13 protein-coding genes and 1 tRNA gene are annotated in these 16,058 nt (G+C 67.3%); 13 read left to right on the top strand and 1 reads right to left on the bottom strand.

The annotated features are described in order from the left end of the window. Positions 1-274 precede the first annotated feature (274 nt). The 7 genes from P9A17_RS24695 to P9A17_RS24665 all read left to right on the top strand — a co-directional run bounded on the left by P9A17_RS24695 (position 275) and on the right by P9A17_RS24665 (position 5,807). Positions 275-1,729 (top strand): terminase large subunit, encoded by a 1,455-nt coding sequence (locus P9A17_RS24695; protein ID WP_278041377.1) that lies wholly within the window; start codon positions 275-277, stop codon positions 1,727-1,729. Next, the gene (locus P9A17_RS24690) at positions 1,726-3,093 is read left to right on the top strand and encodes a phage portal protein (protein WP_278041376.1); all 1,368 of its coding nucleotides are present in this window, start codon (positions 1,726-1,728) and stop codon (positions 3,091-3,093) included. The genes P9A17_RS24695 and P9A17_RS24690 overlap by 4 nt, the downstream gene beginning before the upstream one ends. Continuing rightward, complete coding sequence (locus tag P9A17_RS24685) at positions 3,090-3,767, top strand: hypothetical protein (protein ID WP_278041375.1); 678 nt, start codon at positions 3,090-3,092, stop codon at positions 3,765-3,767. The genes P9A17_RS24690 and P9A17_RS24685 overlap by 4 nt, the downstream gene beginning before the upstream one ends. Further along, complete coding sequence (locus P9A17_RS24680) at positions 3,764-4,216, top strand: hypothetical protein (protein ID WP_278041374.1); 453 nt, start codon at positions 3,764-3,766, stop codon at positions 4,214-4,216. Before P9A17_RS24685 ends, P9A17_RS24680 begins: the two co-directional genes overlap by 4 nt. A 113-nt stretch (positions 4,217-4,329) precedes the next feature. Continuing rightward, the gene (locus tag P9A17_RS24675) at positions 4,330-5,193 is read left to right on the top strand and encodes a phage major capsid protein (protein ID WP_278041373.1); all 864 of its coding nucleotides are present in this window, start codon (positions 4,330-4,332) and stop codon (positions 5,191-5,193) included. 3 nt (positions 5,194-5,196) lie between these two features. Beyond that, the gene (locus tag P9A17_RS24670) at positions 5,197-5,508 is read left to right on the top strand and encodes a hypothetical protein (RefSeq protein ID WP_278041372.1); all 312 of its coding nucleotides are present in this window, start codon (positions 5,197-5,199) and stop codon (positions 5,506-5,508) included. Further along, positions 5,505-5,807, top strand: coding sequence for a hypothetical protein (locus P9A17_RS24665; RefSeq protein ID WP_278041371.1), 303 nt, complete (start codon positions 5,505-5,507; stop codon positions 5,805-5,807). Before P9A17_RS24670 ends, P9A17_RS24665 begins: the two co-directional genes overlap by 4 nt. A 49-nt stretch (positions 5,808-5,856) precedes the next feature. Here the strand turns inward: P9A17_RS24665 and P9A17_RS24660 are convergent. Beyond that, positions 5,857-5,932: transfer RNA gene (locus P9A17_RS24660), tRNA-Arg, on the bottom strand. A gap of 98 nt (positions 5,933-6,030) precedes the next feature. Here P9A17_RS24660 and P9A17_RS24655 point away from each other — a divergent pair. The 6 genes from P9A17_RS24655 to ettA all read left to right on the top strand — a co-directional run bounded on the left by P9A17_RS24655 (position 6,031) and on the right by ettA (position 15,992). Beyond that, on the top strand, positions 6,031-7,506 hold the full coding sequence (locus P9A17_RS24655; RefSeq protein ID WP_278041370.1) for a wax ester/triacylglycerol synthase family O-acyltransferase: 1,476 nt from the start codon (positions 6,031-6,033) through the stop codon (positions 7,504-7,506). A gap of 26 nt (positions 7,507-7,532) precedes the next feature. After that, positions 7,533-9,065 carry an HAD-IB family hydrolase/lysophospholipid acyltransferase family protein gene (locus P9A17_RS24650; RefSeq protein WP_278041455.1) on the top strand — a complete coding sequence of 511 codons (1,533 nt, stop codon included), beginning with the start codon at positions 7,533-7,535 and terminating at the stop codon, positions 9,063-9,065. Next, positions 9,062-11,407, top strand: a complete 2,346-nt coding sequence (locus P9A17_RS24645; RefSeq protein ID WP_278041369.1) for a glycerol-3-phosphate 1-O-acyltransferase — start codon at positions 9,062-9,064, stop codon at positions 11,405-11,407. Before P9A17_RS24650 ends, P9A17_RS24645 begins: the two co-directional genes overlap by 4 nt. A gap of 42 nt (positions 11,408-11,449) precedes the next feature. Further along, complete coding sequence (locus P9A17_RS24640) at positions 11,450-13,456, top strand: cytochrome c oxidase assembly protein (RefSeq protein WP_278041368.1); 2,007 nt, start codon at positions 11,450-11,452, stop codon at positions 13,454-13,456. 277 nt (positions 13,457-13,733) lie between these two features. Further along, positions 13,734-14,207 (top strand): single-stranded DNA-binding protein, encoded by a 474-nt coding sequence (locus P9A17_RS24635; protein ID WP_278041367.1) that lies wholly within the window; start codon positions 13,734-13,736, stop codon positions 14,205-14,207. 111 nt (positions 14,208-14,318) lie between these two features. After that, positions 14,319-15,992, top strand: a complete 1,674-nt coding sequence (ettA, locus tag P9A17_RS24630; protein WP_278041366.1) for an energy-dependent translational throttle protein EttA — start codon at positions 14,319-14,321, stop codon at positions 15,990-15,992. Positions 15,993-16,058 lie beyond the last annotated feature (66 nt).

Genomic DNA, 16,058 nt, shown 5'->3' with positions numbered 1-16,058 from the left:
AGGCATGGGCGCGCAAGGCCGCCGGGAAGCGCATCCGGCTGCAAGACGTGGACGTTGTGTGCGGCCCGTGCAACCGTGCCCGTGGTGCTGCTCGGTCCCAGCAAACTCCCGCACGCGGCCAGCAAACACGCCCCTCACGCGAGACCAGGGGGATGACCCCTGCCCGGGGCCTATCGGACCCGTGGCGTAGGGCAAAGTCTGAGTTACACACCGAAATCCGGGCCGCTGCGCTGGGGCCAGCAAACAGCAAACCCGCCCTAGCAAAGGCTGCGCTGTGAGGGCCGGGCCGAAGGGGACGGTGAAGGCGGCCCCGCTGGACTTCTCCGAGTACCCGCAGGACCGGGCAGCCCGGCGGCTGCGGTTCATCGGTGAGCACCTACGGGTGCCCAAGGGTGTCGGTGCCGGTGATCCCGTGCGGCTGCGGGGGTTTCAGCGCGACATCATCACCGAGGCGTTCGCGCCGGGCATCCGCACCGGCCTCGTGTCGGTGGCTAGGGCCAACGGCAAGACCGGCCTGGCGGCCATGCTGGCGGTGGCCGAGCTGTTCGTCGGCCCGCCCAGTGCCGAGGTGCTGGTGGTCGCCAGCGATCAGCGTCAGGCGAACATCACGCTGCGGATGGCCAAGCGCATGATCGAGCTGAGCCCGGAGCTGGCTGACCGGGCGCAGGTGTTCGCCGACAAGATCGTGGTGCCGCACAACGACAGCATGTTGTTGCCGTTGCCGGCTGAACCGGGTGCCCTGCACGGGCATGACCCGTCGCTGCTGATCGTGGATGAGCTGCACGTCGTCACCGAGCAGGTTTGGGAGGCGGTGACCTCGGTGTCGGGAAAGCGGCCCGAGAGCCTGACTCTGGCGATCAGTACGCCGTCGTCGTCGCCGGACTGCATCATGTGGCGGCTGGTCGAGCATGGCCGCGCTGGTGATGACCCGTCGTTCTACTTCAAAGAGTTCGCGGCCCCGGACGGGTGCCCGACCACCGAGCGCAAAGCATGGTTGGCGGCCAACCCGGCGCTGGCGTGTGAGGAACCGTTCCTGGCCGAGGACGGGATCGAGGCGGCGCGCCGGACGTTGCGTGAGCCGGTGTTCCGTCAGCTTCGGTTGGGCCAGTGGGTGACCGGCGTCGAGTCGTGGTTGCCCTGGGGGATGTGGGACGCCTGCGAGGGTCCGCGGGCTGTGCAGCCCCGGGAGAAGGTCATCCTGGCGTTCGACGGTAGCGCCAGCGGTGATTCCACCGCGCTGGTCGGCTGCACGCTCGATGGCTATCTCTGGCTTGAGGGGCTGTGGGCCAACCCCGGTGATCCGCGCTGGCGGGTGCCGCGGGCCGAGGTCGATATGGCCGTGCAGATGGCGTTCCAGAAGTTCGACGTAATCGAGTTGGCTGCCGACCCGTGGGGCTGGCGCAGCGAGATTGAGCAGTGGGCACAGCGCCACGGCGAGCGCCGCGTCCTGGAATGGAATACGGCGAACGCGCAGCGGATGGCCCCGGCGACCGACCGGCTGTATCAGGCGGTGGCCACTAAAGCCGTGACCCATGACGGTGATTCCCGGATGGCCGCCCACGTCGCGCACTGCGTGGCGAAATCGACCCCGCTGGGCGACCTGGTTTCGAAGGACAAGCGCGGAAGTCCTCGGAAGATCGACGCCGCCGTCGCCGCCATCGTGGCGTTCGACCGGGCGGCGTTCCACCAACAGAAGAACCGCAAGAGAGTACGGAGTTTCGCATCATGACCGCCCCAACTCAGACACAGACCGAACTGCTGACCAACCTGTTGCAGCGGCTCAACGAGCCCCTGGCCCGGTATGCCGATCTGGACCGCTACTACTCCGGCAACCAGCCCTTGGCGTTCCTGTCGCCGGAGGCAAAGGTGGCTCTGGGCAACAGGTTTGGGCTCATGTCGTCCAACCTGCCCCGGCTGGCGGTAACCGCGCTGGCCGAACGGCTGCGGGTGACCGGGTTCACCGGGGACGCGGCCGACGTGTGGCCGGACTGGCTGCGCAACGATCTCGACCAGACCAGTGGTGTCGCGCACCGGGAAGCACTGCTGCTGGGCGATTCCTACGTCATCGTGTGGGTGGACCGCCTCGGTCGGCCCCGGGTGACCGTCGAATCCGCTAAGCAGGTCGCGGTGCTGACCGACCCCGGCAGCCGCGAGGTCGTCGCCGCGGTGAAGCGGTGGGAGGACACGGCGCGCAAGACGACCGAGGCCGTCGTCTATGGGCCTGACGAGATTCGCCGCCTGCGGGCCGATCAACAGGGCGCGGTGGCCAACGGGTTTCACACCGTCGAGGTGATCCCCAACCCGCTGGGCGTGGTGCCGGTGGTCCGGTTGTCCAACACCGACCGCATCGTGGGCGACTGGGGTAGCTCGGAGATTGACGATCTCAAGCCGCTGGTCGACGCGCTCAACAAGAGCCTGGCCGACATGATGGTCACCTCGGAATACGTGGGCCGTCCGCGGCGCTGGGCCACCGGCATCGAGCTGACCGAGGAACCGTTGCTCGATGAGGACGGCGACCCCGTGCTCGATGAGGACAACCAGCCGATCATGACCGAGGTCAACCCGATCCCGGAGGGCCATCGGGCGATGATCTCGGAGTCGGAGAACGCGGCCTTTGGTCAACTCAACGCCGCCGACCTGTCCGGCTATGAGGCCAGCGTCCGGGTAATCCTCGGTCAGATCATGGCGGTGTCCACGCTGCCCGCGCACTACGTGGGTGTCTTCACCGACAACCCGGCGTCGGCCGACGCGCTGCGGGCTGCGGAGGCATCCCTGACCGCCCGTGCCGAGGCTCGACAGGCGACCTTCGGGCGGGCCTGGGAACAGGTGGCCAAGCTGATCGTTGCCGTCCGCGACGGGGTGGACCCGGCGCAGGTTGAGGCACGGGTCCAGTGGGCTGACGCGGCGACCCGCAGCGTGGCGCAGGAGGCCGACGCCGTGGTGAAGCTCCACCAGGCCGGTCTACTGCCCGCGTCCTACGCCCTGGCGAAGCTCGGTTACTCCGACGACGACATCGCCGCGATCCGGGTGGCCCGTCGCGCCGAGGCGCTCGACGGTGCCGGGCTGAGCCTTCTGCAAGGCGGTGCGGCGTGACGACGAGCGTCGAGAACTACCAGGGGTTGACCGACGACCTCGCCGGGGAGACGGCGGCGGCGGTCCTGACGGTCTATGCGGCGTATCTGGCTGGTCGTGCCGGACCCAACGCGGCGGCCGAGGCCATCGCGGCGGTGATTGCGACGGCCAACGCGGCGGCGACCACGCTGGCCGATCTGTTCGTCGCGGCTCAGGTGGAGCGCGCAACTGGGAAACCGCAACCGCCGACCGGTATCGCCCCCCGCGACGACTCGGAGCGATTGACGAAGGCGGTGGCCACCGTGCTCGATGACCTGGACGACGCCGAGGACGTTGACGACGTGCCCGTCGAGGACACCGACGCGGAGCCGGAGGCCGACGAGGACCGCGCCGCCGCCGACGACGACGAGGACCGCGCCGAGGATGAGACGACCCCGGAGGACACGGCGGCCATGCGGCTGGAACGGCTGGCCCGCTCCGAACCGCTGGACACCGGGCAGGCCATCACCGTCGAGATCGTCAACCGCCTACCGCAGGTCACCGGGTGGCGGCGGGTGCTCGACGCCGACCCCTGCGAGCGGTGTACGCGGTGGGCCGAGGACGGTCGGGTGTTCCCGAAGGGTCATCACTTCAAGCGGCACTTCAATTGCAACTGTCAGATGGAAGTCGTTACCACAGAAGGGAAGTCAGCATGACCGCCACCACCGAGACCGACGTCGAGGTTACCGACGAAACCCCCGACGCCGGGGCCGCCGAGGGCACCGACGACCCCGCCACCGAGGGCACCGACGACGCCGCCGATACCGGCGACGGCGACGGCGAGACGTTCCCCCGGTCGGTCGTGGAGAGGCTGCGTCAGGAGAATGGGCGTTACCGGCAGCGTGCACAGCAGGCCGACGCCTACGCGCAGCGGCTGCATACCGAGCTGGTCCGGGCGACCGGCAGGCTGGCCGACCCGTCCGATCTGCCGTTCGACGCCGAGCACCTGGACGACGCCGAGACCCTGACCGCGGCCATCGACGCGCTGCTGACCGACAAGCCGCACCTGGCCAGCCGCCGACCTGCCGGGGACATCGGGCAGGGCAACCGCGGCGGTTCCTCGGAGCCGTTCTCGCTGCTGGGCACGCTCAAGTCGATGACCTGATACCCCCACGGGGTACAGTGATGGGGTCGGTTCCTGGCGGACCGGCCCCATCGTTGTCCTGGCGGCACGGGTTCCGAATATCGAAATCCCCTGCTGTGTAAGGACTTTCACTCATGGCCATCGAAGTAACTTCGGGCAATTCCACCCTGATTCAGTCCCAGGTCGCCAACCTGCTGGTCCAGCCGCTCGAACAGGCATCGACGTTCCTGGCCGCGGGGCCGGTCGTGCTCGACTCCAGCGCGCCTGTCCGGGTGCCGCGCATCGTCAACGGCGTCAGCGCCGGGTTCGTCGCCGAAGGTGCCCAGATCAGTGACGGCGACGTGGCCTTCGATGAGGTCACGCTGTTGCCCTCCACGCTCAAGGGCCTCAAGGTGCTGGTGAAGCTCTCCAACGAGCTGATCCGCACCTCGGTCGTCGGGCTGGAAAGCGTGCTGCGGACCCGCCTGGTCACCGACGTGGCCAACGCTCTCGACGCCGCGCTGTGGGACGGTTCCGGCGCGTCGAACACCATCAAGGGCATCCTTCGCCAGACCGGCATCGAGACCGGCGTCCTGGACCTCACCGACCCCGATTCGCTCATCGACGGCCTGGCCAAGGCGCAGGGCAACAAGGTCAGCCCGACGCACTGGGTGATGACCGCGGCCAGCTTCGCCAAGGTCCGCAAGGTCAAGGTCGGCACCGGGGACCGGCGTTACGTCATCGACCCGAACACCATCCAGAACGGCACCGACTTCCGCCTGTTGGGCCTGCCGGTCATCATCACCGACAACATCGCGAACACCGGCACAGCGCCCGGTAAGGCTCGCGTCGGCCTGGTCGACATGTCCAAGGTCGTCGTGGCCCGCGACGTCAACGCCGAGGTCAAGATTCTCGACCAGACGTGGGGCGATTACGACAGCATCGGTATCCGCGTCGTGAGCCGCTGGGACACCGCGCTGTTGCAGAACAAGGCCGTGACCCTGCTGACCGAGGCGTGAGCCGTGGCCGTCACCGGCCAGCAGGTCGCTGAGTTTCTCGGCCAGGGCGACAACACCGAGGCCGTCGCCCTGGCCGGGGATCACGCCGCCATCATCACCGCGCTGGCGCGCAGCTACACCCGGGGCCGGGGGTTCACCGGAGTCGAGCCCGCCGAGGATATCGCCGCGGTGATCGTCACCGCGACAGCGCGTCTGGTCGCCAACCCCGAACAGCTCGCGTCCGACGTAGGCAGCGTGTCTATGCGCGGCGGCTGGCAGGGCTGGAACCTCGCAGAGCAGATCGTGCTCAACCGCTACCGCGTGAGGGCGCAGTGATCGGGCGCGACCGGATCACCGTCAACTTCAAGCGCGACGGTGTGCCCCACACCCGGGTGGTCTACGGGACCGTGACCACCGAGCACCTGGACGGCAAGCTGGAACCGTTCGCCAGCTCGCTGGTGTTCCAGAACTTCTACCGGCTGATCCTGCCTCGGTCGCTCAAGTTGAGCCCCGCCCAGAACGTCACCGTCAGCTTCGGCGACCGCACCAACGTCCGGCTCGAAACCCCCATCACGCCTATCTTCAACCGCCACGGGCAGATTCATCACTACGAGGCCGTGGTGAAGTCGAACTGACCGCTGTTGTGCATCTGTTGCGCGTGAAGGGCAGAAATAGGGTCTGACCTGGCGCCCCCGGCAGGGATCGAACCTGCGGCCAACCGCTTAGAAGGCGGTTGCTCTATCCACTGAGCTACGGAGGCTGCGTCGAGGAGTGTATCGCGATCGCTACCTGTGACTGCTGTGGCAACAGCTACTAAAGCCACTCCGCGTCCCACAGCCGCCGACTAGCGTGGTGCGCATGGACGTGGACGCGGCCGGACTACCGGAGGAACTCAGCCCGCTCGACCAGATCCTGCATCGCGGCGAGGCCAATCCCCGCACCCGTTCCGGCATCATGACCGTCGAACTGCTCGACACCACACCCGACTGGGACAGGTTCCGGACCCGGTTCGAGCACGCGTCCCGCAAGGTCCTGCGGTTGCGGCAGAAGGTCGTCACGCCCACGCTGCCGACGGCCGCGCCGCGCTGGGTGGTGGATCCCGATTTCAACCTCGACTTCCACCTGCGCCGCGTCCGAGTGCCCGAGCCCGGGACCTTCCGTCAGGTTATGGATCTCGCCGAGATCGCCGCGCAGTCGCCTCTCGACATCTCGCGGCCGCTGTGGACAGCAACCCTGATCGAGGGAGTGGAAAACGGCCAGGCCGCACTGATGGTGCACCTCAGCCACGCCGTCACCGACGGCGTCGGCGGCGTCGAGATGTTCGCCAATCTGTATGACCTTGAGCGCGACCCCGAGCCGCAGCCCGCCCCGCCGCTGCCCGTCCCTGCCGACCTGTCGCCGAACGATCTGATGCGCCGGGGCCTCAACCGCCTGCCCGGCACCATCGTCGGCAACGTCGTCGACGTCGTCGTCGGCGCCGCCAAGGGGGTGGGCCACGTCGTGCGCGATCCGGTCTCGCGTCTGGGCAGCGCCATCGACTACGCGATGTCCGGGGCGCGTGTCGTCGGGCCAGTCGCCGAACCGTCTCCGATCCTGCGGCGCCGCAGCCTGTCATCGCGCAGCGAAGCCATCGACATCGAGTTCGGCGACCTTCACCGCGCATCGAAAGCTGCGGGCGGTTCGATCAACGACGCCTACCTGGCCGGCGTGTGCGGTGCGCTGCGGCTCTACCACGAAGCCAAGGGCGTTCCCGTCGACACACTTCCGATGGCGGTCCCCGTCAACCTGCGCTCCGATGCCGATCCCGCGGGCGGCAACCGATTCGCCGGCGTGAACCTCGCAGCGCCCATCGGACTGTCCGACCCCGAGGTGCGCATCAAGAACATCCGTGAGCAGATGACGACCAAACGCGACGAGCGTGCCATCGACATGGTTGGGGCGATCGCGCCGGTGGTGAGCCTGCTGCCCGACTCGGTGCTGGAGTCGATGGCCGGGTCGATCGTGAACTCCGACGTCCAGGCCAGCAACGTTCCCGTGTACGCCGGAGAAACGTTCATCGCCGGCGCGAAGGTGTTGCGCCAGTATGGACTTGGTCCGCTGCCCGGTGTCGCGATGATGGTGGTGCTGATATCGCGGTCGGGCTACTGCACCATCAGCGCCCGGTATGACCGCGCGTCGATCACCGACCCCGATCTGTTCGCGCAGTGCTTGCTGGCAGGCTTCGACGAGGTCCTCGCGCTGGGTGGGGACGGCCGCGCAGCGCCTGCGACCTTCACCGAAACCGTTGCCCCCCTGGTACACACCGCCGAGACGAATGGAAGTGGACCGCAGTGACATCGCAAATACCGGCCAACGGTCAGATGCGGCTACCGGGTTCGGTAGCGGAGGTTCGGGCGAGCCCGGCCGGGCCGCACGTCGGCGCGTTCTTCGATCTCGACGGGACCCTTGTCGCCGGCTTCACCGGCGTCATCATGACGCAGGATCGGTTGCGGCGCAGGCAGATGTCGGCCGGCGAGTTCATCGGCATGGTGCAGGCCGGGCTCAACCACCAGCTCGGTCGCTCCGAGTTCGAGGACCTCATCGGCAAGGGCGCACGAATGCTGCGCGGCAACAGCGTCGCCGATGTCGACGAGCTCGCCGAGCGGCTGTTCGTCCAGAAGATCGTCGGCAGAATCTATCCCGAGATGCGTGAGCTCGTTCGCGCGCACATGGCGCGTGGCCATACCGTAGTGCTCAGCTCGTCCGCGTTGACGGTCCAGGTCGAACCTGTGGCCCGCTTCCTGGGGATCAACAACGTGCTGAGCAACAAGTTCGAGACCGACGAGGACGGCCTGATCACTGGCGAGGTCCAGCAGCCCGTCATCTGGGGCCCCGGAAAGGCAAGGGCCGTACAGGAATTCGCTGCCGCCAACGACATCGACCTGGCTCAGAGCTATTTCTACGCCGACGGCGACGAGGACGTCGCGCTGATGTACCTCGTCGGGAACCCGCGGCCCACCAACCCCGAGGGCAAGATGGCCGCCGTCGCAGAGAAACGCGGCTGGCCCATCCTCCGGTTCAGCAGCCGTAGCGGAGCGAGCCCGGCCTCCCAGATACGTACCGCCGCAGGCATCGCCAGCATGGTGCCGATTGCCGCAGGGGCGCTCGGAATCGGGATCCTCACCCGGAACAGGCGCACCGGCGTCAACTTCTTCACGTCGACGTTCGGCCGCACTCTGCTCGACATCATCGGCATCAACCTGCAGGTCCTCGGCCGGGACAACCTGACCGCGCAACGGCCGGCGGTGTTCATCTTCAACCACCGCAACCAGGCCGACCCGCTGATCGCCGGTCGACTGGTCAACGACAACTTCACGTCGGTGGGCAAAAAGGAACTCGAGAACGACCCGATCGTCGGGACCATGGGCAAGATCATGGACGCCGCCTTCATCGACCGGGACGATCCCAAGAAGGCCGTCGAAGGTCTCAGGAAGGTCGAAGAGCTTGCGCGCAAAGGGCTCTCGATCCTCATCGCCCCCGAGGGCACACGCCTGGACACGACCGAGGTCGGGGAGTTCAAGAAGGGCCCGTTCCGCATCGCGATGTCGGCGGGAATCCCGATCGTCCCGATCGTCATCCGCAACGCCGAGGTGATCGCCGCCCGCGACTCCAGCACCTTCAATCCCGGAACCGTCGATGTCGTTGTCTACCCGCCGATTCCGGTCGACGACTGGACACACGACAACCTGCCCGAGCGCATCGAAGAAGTCCGTCAGCTCTATCTCGACACGCTCAAGGACTGGCCCCACGACGAGTTGAACCTGCCGGACCTGTACCGGCGGGCCAAGCCTGCGAAGAAGGCTGCGCGCAAGGCGCCCGCCAAGAAGGCCTCGACTCCCAAGGGGCGGCCATGAAGATGCACGCCGACGACATCGCGGCCTACTCCGCTGTCGGTGACACCCTTGTTCTGGCGGCGGCGTCCTCGCCGGCCGAACAGGAGCTGCTCAGCGACTGGCTGCGGGCCCAGCGCCACGCGCATCCCGAGTCGAAGATCGAGGTCCTCACGCTGCCCGCGGACGGCGATCCGTCGCCGGCCGAGCTCGCCCAACTCGTCGAGCTGTTGGAGGCCGACGACGAACGCTCTGTCGTTCCGGTGCGGGTGTTCTGGGTCCCCGGTGGGCTACCGACGCGCTCCAAGGTGGTGTCGCTGCTGTCCGGCCGCGACACCTACCGCCCGCCGAAAGTGCTGCAGCACAGCATCCTCAAGCGCGATCCCTCCCGAGCCCGCGTCGTCGCCGGCGAACCCGCCAAAGTCTCCGAGCTGCACGACCGCTGGAGCGAGACGACGGTCGCCGAGAACCCCAGGGAATTCGCGCGATTCGTCATCCGGCGCGCGACCCTGGCCATCGAGCGCGTCGAACTGCGCCTGCTGGGGCCCGAGTACAAGTCACCCCAGCTGATCAAGCCCGAGGTGCTGGCGTCGGCGCGCTTCCGGGAAGGTCTGGGGCAGATCCCCGGCGCCACCGTCGAGCAGGCCGGCGAGATGCTCGACGAACTCGGCACCGGATGGAGCCGATTCTCCGTCGACCTGATCCCGTCGCTGGGGCGCGCGATCTTCAGCCGCGGATTCGACCCGAACATCGACTACGACCGCGCCGAGGTCGAGGCGATGCGCCATGCGCTGGAAGCGCATCCGGCGGTGCTGCTGTTCTCCCACCGGTCCTACCTCGACGGTGTGATCGTGCCCGTCGCAATGCAGGAGAACCGGCTGCCCCCGGTGCACACGTTCGCCGGCATCAACCTGTCGTTCGGCTTCATGGGCCCGCTGATGCGTCGTTCCGGTGTGATCTTCCTGCGCCGCAAGCTCGACGACCCGCTGTACAAGTTCGTGCTGCGCCAGTTCGTCGGCTACATCGTGGAGAAGCGGTTCAACCTGTCCTGGGCGATCGAGGGCACCCGGTCACGCACCGGAAAGATGTTGCCGCCCAAGCTCGGTCTGCTGGCCTACGTCGCCGACGCCTATCTGGACGGGCGCAGCGACGACATCCTGCTGCAGCCGGTGTCGATCAGCTTCGACCAGCTGCATGAGACCGCGGAGTACGCGCGCTACGCCCGCGGCGGCGAGAAGACGCCCGAAGGCCTGTCGTGGATGGTCAACTACATCCGCGCACAGGGTGAGCGCAACTACGGCAAGATCTATGTCCGCTTCCCCGAAGCGGTTTCGATGCGCGAGTACCTCGGCGAGCCGCACGGGCCGATGACCACCGACGAGTCCGCCAAGCGTCTCGCGATGCAGAAGATGGCGTTCGAGGTGGCGTGGCGCATTCTTCAGGTCACGCCGGTCAACGCGACGGCACTGGTGTCGGCACTGCTGCTGAGCACCCGCGGGATCGCGCTGACACTCGATCAGCTGCACCATACGCTGCAGGACTCGCTGGACTATCTGGAGCGCAAGCAGGTCCCGATGACGAACAGCGCGTTGCGGTTACGCACCCCCGACGGGGTGCGCGTCGCGGTCGACGCGCTGTCGAACGGGCACCCGATCACGCGGATCGACGGCGGCACGGAACCCGTCTGGTACATCGCGCCACAGGATGAGCTGGAGGCCTCGTTCTATCGCAACTCGCTCATCGACGCGTTCCTGGAGACGTCGCTCGTCGAACTCGCGCTCGCCTACGCCGCGCGGGCGGAAGCGGGTCGGCTGGAAGCCTTTTGGGCTCAGGTCATGCGGTTGCGCGATCTGTTGAAGTTCGATTTCTACTTCGCCGACTCCACCGCGTTCCGCGAGCACGTGGCTGAGGAGATGTCGTGGCATCCCAATTGGGAGAGCCACGTCGAGGCGGGCGGCGAACAGATCGACACGCTTCTCCGGTCGAAGCGGCCTGCGATCGCCGGGCCGCTGTTGCGCCCGTTCTTCGAGGCCTACCAGATCGTCGCCGACGTCCTGCTCGACGCGCCCGCCGAGATCTCCGAGAAGGACCTGACGACCAAGGCGCTCGGACTCGGACGGCAGTACGTGGCGCAGGGTCGGGTGCAGAGCAACGAGTCGGTGTCGGCGCTGCTGTTCACCACCGCCCGTCAGGTCGCAGTCGACCAGAAGCTGCTCGAGCCGGCCGCCGACCTCACCGAACGACGAACGGCGTTTCGTGACGAGCTCCGCGGGATCCTCACCGACATGGACAAGGTCGGCAGCTACGCCCGCAAGCAGTTCGTCGACCGCGAGCTGAGCCGCAGGGACCTCCGCGAGACGGTGTAGGCCTCGACAGGCCGCCACAGGCGGTGGCCATAGTCTTGATTCATGAACACCGTCGCCCCCAGCGTCCGCCGTGCGCCGGTGTGGTCGGTGCTCTACGGCGTCGCGCTGCTGGCCGGTGTGACCGCCGCCGCACTGTCGGCGCTGTCGCTGACCGATGCATTGACAGCAACCGGCCTGCCCGATCCGGGGCCCGTGACCACCTACGGGCTTCCGTTCGTGAAGGCGGCCGGCGAGGTGGCAGCCGTCGCGGCCGTCGGGTCGTTCCTGCTCGCGGCATTCCTCGTGCCGCCGCAGCAGAACCAGGTCCTCGACGCCGCCGGATATCGCGCGTTGCGGATGGGGACGGTCGCCTCCGGCATCTGGGCGGTGTGCGCGGCACTGATGGTTCCGCTGACCGTGTCCGACGTCAGCGGACAGTCGTTGTCGACACGGCTGGGCTTCGCCGACATCTGGTCGGTGGCCAGCCTCATCGACATCGCCGGGGCGTGGCGGTGGACGGCCCTGTTCGCCGTCCTGGTGACCGTCGTCAGCATCCCGGTCCTGCGGTGGTCATGGACTCCGATGCTGTTCGCCGGGTCGCTGGTCACGCTGTTGCCGCTGGCGCTGACCGGGCACTCGTCGGCGGGCGGCTCGCACGACGTCGGGACCAACAGCCTGTTGATCCACCTCGTCGCAGGCGCGTTGTGGGCCGGCGGCCTGCTGGCGCTTCTGGTGCATGCGCTGCGCGGTGGCGAACACGCTGACCTGGCCGCGCGCCGGTTCTCCGCCGTCGCGCTGTGGTGCTTCGTGGCGATGGCGCTCAGCGGAGTGATCAACGCGCTGGTGCGGGTTCGCCCCTCCGACCTGATCAGCACCAGCTATGGCTGGCTGGTCGTCGCCAAAGTCGTGGCGCTCGTGGCGCTCGGATTGCTTGGCTGGCAGCAGCGGCGCAGGGGAGTGGCCGCCCTGCAGTCCGATCCGGATTCGCGAGGCCCTCTGATTCGGCTCGCGGTCGTCGAGGCCGTCATCTTCGGCGTGACGTTCGGCATCGCGGTTGCGCTCGGCCGTACTCCGCCACCGCCTCCGCTCGACACGAACCTGTCAATCCCCGCGGTCGAGATCGGCTACGACCTCGCCGGCCCGCCGACTGCAGGGCGGGTGCTGTTCGACTGGCGCTTCGACCTGATCTTCGGCACCGCGGCCATCGTGTTCGCGCTCGTCTATCTCGCGGGCGTACGCAGGCTGCGTAATCGCGGTGATGCCTGGCCGACCGGCCGGGTGGTGGCGTGGCTGCTCGGCTGTCTGGTGCTGCTTCTGGCCACCTCGTCGGGCATCGGTCGGTACATGCCGGCGATGTTCAGCATGCACATGATCGCGCACATGCTGCTGTCGATGCTGGCGCCGATCCTGCTGGTGCTCGGGGCCCCTGTGACGCTGGCGCTGCGTGCGCTGCCTGCCGCTGGGCGCAACGCGCCACCCGGCCTGCGGGAATGGTTGCTAGCCGCACTGCATTCACGCGTCTCGCAGGTGCTGACGAACCCGTTCGTCGCCACGGCGCTGTTCATCGTCGGGTTCTACGGCCTCTACTTCGGCGGCATCTTCGACGCCGTCGCGGGCAGTCATGCCGCCCATCTGGCGATGAACCTGCACTTCCTGCTCAGCGGCTACTTGTTCTACTGGGTGGTCATCGGCATCGACCCGACCCCGCGGCCGATTCCACATCTCGCCAAGCTGGGCATGGTCTTCGCGTCTTTGCCGCTACACGCGTTCTTCGGGGTCGTCCTGATGGGCACGCAGTCGGCGATCGCAGAGACGTACTACCGCTCGCTGCAGCTGCCGTGGCACACCGATCTGCTCGGCGATCAGCGGCTTGGCGGTGGAATTGCTTGGGCGGCAGGCGAAGTCCCGCTCGTGGTGGTGCTCATCGCGCTGTTCGTGCAGTGGCGGCGCACCGATGACCGCACCGCGAAACGGCTCGACCGGGCAGCCGACCGCGACGACGACGCCGATTTGGCTGCCTACAACAACATGCTGGCCGAGCTGGCGCGGCGCGAGCGCGAACGCGGCTGAGCGCACCCAGACGTCATATTTTCAGCTGTTCACATATTCAGGTTTGTGCTAGTTTCAAACCACGGGCCGGCCTGGCGACAGCGATGCAGCACATCGACGCTTTGGCCGGCCCGCACTGCGTCTGGGGTTGTCCCCATCTCGGAATTCATCCACAGGCCCAGGCCCTGGGCGCCGTTCTCGACGCGGCGGTGTCGGCGGTGAAGAGCTCAATGGCGGTGTCAACGACGGGTCAGGCAGGTGCCTGCCCCGTAGCCAAGGAAAAGAGAAAGGCACCACCATGTTCGAGACGCCAATCACCATCGTCGGCACCATCGTGACCAAGCCGGACCGTCGCTGGGTCGGTGACCAGGAACTCATCAAGTTCCGGGTCGCCAGCAATTCCCGTCGGCGCGCCGCTGACGGTTCCTGGGAGCCCGGGAACTCCCTGTACGCGACCGTGAACTGCTGGGGGCGCCTCATCACCGGGGTCGGCGCGGGCCTCGGGAAAGGAGATCCGGTGATCATCGTCGGCAACGTCTACACCAGCGAGTACGAGGACCGGGACGGTAACCGCCGGTCGTCGCTCGAGGTCCGGGCCACCTCGGTGGGTCCGGATCTGGCCCGCTGCATCACCCGGATGGAAAGCCGCAGGCACCCCGAGCCGGCCCCGGCGAGCCCAGCCGAAGCGTCCGAGCCGAGCCCCGACGTCGAAGACGCGGCCGGGGACGAGGCATCGGAGGTCGACGCCGAGGCGCTCCCGTTGAGCGCCTAGCGGCCAACAGCACCGAATCGGCCGCGCCTAGGATGGGTGCCGACTATCGCGAGGTCCGCGCTGAGCGCAGCGTTCGAGACCCGAGATCTGAGAAAGGCGACATCGAAGGCTATGGCCGAATTCATCTACACGATGCGGAAGGTCCGCAAGGCGCACGGCGACAAGGTCATCCTTGACGACGTCACGCTGAACTTCCTTCCGGGCGCGAAGATCGGCGTTGTAGGCCCCAACGGCGCCGGTAAGTCCAGCGTGCTCAAGATCATGGCCGGCATCGACCAGCCGAACAACGGTGACGCCTTCCTCCAGCCAGGGGCGACGGTCGGCATCCTGATGCAGGAGCCGCAACTCGACGAGACCAAGACGGTCCGCGAGAACGTCGAGGACGGCGTCGCCATCAAGGCCAAGCTCAACCGGTACAACGAGGTCGCCGAGCTGATGGCGACCGACTACACCGACGAGCTGATGGAAGAGATGGGCAAGCTCCAGGAGGAGCTCGACGCCGCCGACGCCTGGGACATCGACAGCCAGCTCGAGCAGGCGATGGACGCACTGCGCTGCCCGCCGCCCGACGAGCCCGTCACCCACCTCTCCGGAGGCGAGAAGCGCCGCGTCGCGCTGTGCAAGCTCCTGCTGTCCAAGCCGGACCTGCTGCTGCTCGACGAGCCCACCAACCACCTCGACGCCGAGAGCGTGCTGTGGCTCGAACAGCACCTCGCCGACTACCCGGGCGCGATCCTCGCCGTCACCCACGACCGCTACTTCCTCGACAACGTCGCCGAGTGGATCCTGGAACTCGACCGCGGCCGCGCCTACCCCTACGAGGGCAACTACTCGACCTACCTGGAGAAGAAGGCCGAGCGCGTCGCCATTCAGGGCCGCAAGGACGCCAAGCTCGCCAAGCGCCTCAAAGACGAGCTGGAATGGGTTCGGTCGGGCGCCAAGGCACGGCAGGCTAAGAACAAGGCCCGCCTCGGCCGCTACGAGGAGATGGCCGCAGAGGCGGAGAAGACGCGCAAGCTCGACTTCGAAGAAATCCAGATCCCGACCGGCCCACGCCTGGGCAACGTCGTCGTCGAGGTCGATCACCTCGACAAGGGTTTCGAGGGCCGCCAGCTGATCAAAGATCTGTCGTTCACGTTGCCGCGCAACGGCATCGTCGGCGTCATCGGCCCCAACGGTGTCGGCAAGACCACGCTGTTCAAGACGATCGTCGGCCTCGAACAGCCCGACAGCGGCACCGTCAAGGTCGGCGAGACCGTCAAGTTGAGCTACGTCGACCAGACCCGCGGCGGGATCGACCCGAAAAAGACGGTGTGGGAGGTCGTCTCCGACGGATTGGACTACATCGAGGTCGGCCAGAACGAGGTGCCGTCGCGCGCCTACGTGTCGGCATTCGGGTTCAAGGGACCCGACCAGCAGAAGCCGGCCGGGGTGCTCTCCGGTGGTGAACGCAACCGGTTGAACCTCGCGCTGACCCTCAAAGAGGGCGGCAACCTGATCCTGCTCGACGAGCCCACCAACGACCTCGACGTGGAAACGCTCAGTTCGCTGGAGAACGCGTTGGAGAAGTTCCCCGGGTGCGCCGTGGTGATCAGCCACGACCGGTGGTTCCTCGATCGCACCTGCACGCACATCCTGGCGTGGGAGGGCGACAGCGACAACGAGGCCAAGTGGTTCTGGTTCGAGGGCAACTTCGGTGGCTATGAGGAAAACAAGGTCGAACGACTCGGAGCGGATGCAGCGCGTCCGCACAGGGTGACCCACCGGAAGCTGACTCGGGACTAGTCTCGGTTTGCGGACCAGGTAACCGACCCAGCCCAGGGCGCCCGGTTGCAGCCAACGACGGCCGGT

It is taken from the genome of Mycobacterium sp. 236(2023) (assembly GCF_029623955.1).
Taxonomy (GTDB): Bacteria; Actinomycetota; Actinomycetes; order Mycobacteriales; family Mycobacteriaceae; genus Mycobacterium.
Note: the sequence above shows the minus strand (reverse complement) of the source record. Positions and strands in the feature narration are given on the sequence as shown.